Annotated in this window: 2 protein-coding genes; both read right to left on the bottom strand. The window is 39.5% G+C overall.

The window, feature by feature from the left end; genetic code table 11:
- Nucleotides 1-31: 31 nt before the first annotated feature.
- Nucleotides 32-460, bottom strand: coding sequence for a hypothetical protein (locus I6E40_RS10550; protein WP_235387209.1), 429 nt, complete (start codon nt 458-460; stop codon nt 32-34).
- Between the two features lie 352 nt (nt 461-812).
- A complete protein-coding gene (locus I6E40_RS10545; RefSeq protein WP_235387207.1) occupies nt 813-1340 on the bottom strand; it encodes a hypothetical protein in 528 nt (175 codons plus the stop codon).
- Nucleotides 1341-1480 lie beyond the last annotated feature (140 nt).

The raw sequence follows: 1480 nt of genomic DNA, 5'->3' as shown, positions 1-1480 counted from the left end.
TTATACATGGTTATACCAGGAAGGATAAATTTCACCCAGTTGGGCAAGTACGGCAGACACGGCGAACAGTGCTGCCGCCAGAGTATGAATCTGCAGCGGCTTCTTCCTCCATTTCTTCAATCACCTCTCCCCAATCTTCTCCATATTCGTCCTCCATTGCCGATTCATATTCGTCCTTTGCGTATTCCCAGTCATAGAAGAATGATGTGGGATATGAAAGGCAAAATGAGATGATGAAAGCAAGGAAAGCTTGTGACCAACATAGTTCTGTTTTCTTTATCTTGTTGATGATAAAAAGGGCAACGGTAAAGATGCCAAGTGGAATAGCGTAGAATAGTATGTGTTCTGTGGCGTCAAGATAGCCGATGTATTTATCCACATAAAAGTATGACTCGACAGCAATGAATGCCGTTAAAGCAAATACCGCATAGAGAGTTTCATAACAGAAGTAGCCTATCAAGTTGCACATTGAGCGAATGGGCATCCATTCTTTTGAGGGGAACCTACGCTTCAATTTCAGAATCGGGAGAACACAACGTATAAACACCCGATCACGTTTACAACAAGCACTCCCTCTAACGTCATCTATCAACTCATCAATGTCGATTCTGTTCCACCGCTCCTGCCAATCCACAAGTGGTAGTCCCAAACGTACAAGCACGAAACACCTTCCCGCAAAAGGCTCTGCGGAAAGATGCTCGTCATATCGTCTTCTGAGATAGTCGTATGATATACTATAGTGCCCGTTCAAAAACCACAGAAGAATCGCTATCCAGAATAGTGCGTTTATCCAGAATGTCATAATAGATTCTTTATTGAACTATGTATTCTAGAGCAGGCCAATACGAGTCATTCTCTTGAAATTGAACATATAATGTTAATTTCCCTCGTTTCGGAGATACCATCATTGTATATTTTCCATCATCATGTTCATACCAATCGTAATACCACTGGCTGTTGTTTACCATAGCCCATTTAACGCCAGATTTGGGATAGAAAGTAAACTCATATATCTTATCTGCAGTCAGATATTTCTTCATTGGAATAGTTTCAACAGTAAACTTTTGCCCTTTACCAGTATAAATATCTGGTAGTTCGGAGAAATCTGTCTGTCTCAAAGCTTTTAAAAGCTGAGTCTCACTTACTCCAACAGTTTTCCACTTATCTGCATTTAAGTTTTTTACACTTTTAGCTTGTGGTATTGCTAAAGGATAATACACCTCAACATTATCCCAATCAGATTGACTAGGGCTTTTAACTTTATATTCAACACAAGAATACCACAATCCATCAGAAGTATTCTTTATTGCCAACTTCACAGTACCTGTTTCCCGTGGCATAAATTTAATGGAGTATATGCCATCTCCTTCTTCTTCCCATTCAGAATCCTCGACAAATAGTTTGTCACCTTAATTCCGCAACACTATTACAAATATAACTTTTTAAGTACCTGAGCAACAAAAAGTTGCTCAGGATTTTG

Source organism: Prevotellamassilia timonensis, assembly GCF_021531665.1.
In the GTDB taxonomy this organism is placed as follows: domain Bacteria; phylum Bacteroidota; class Bacteroidia; order Bacteroidales; family Bacteroidaceae; genus Alloprevotella.
The sequence above is the reverse complement of the archived record's forward strand: the minus strand, read 5'-3'. Positions and strand labels throughout refer to the sequence as shown.

Excerpts from the sequence above, each read along its gene's own strand:
- I6E40_RS10545 (WP_235387207.1), bottom strand. The coding sequence starts at position 1,340 with ATGCCACGGGAAACAGGTACTGTGAAGTTGGCAATAAAGAATACTTCT.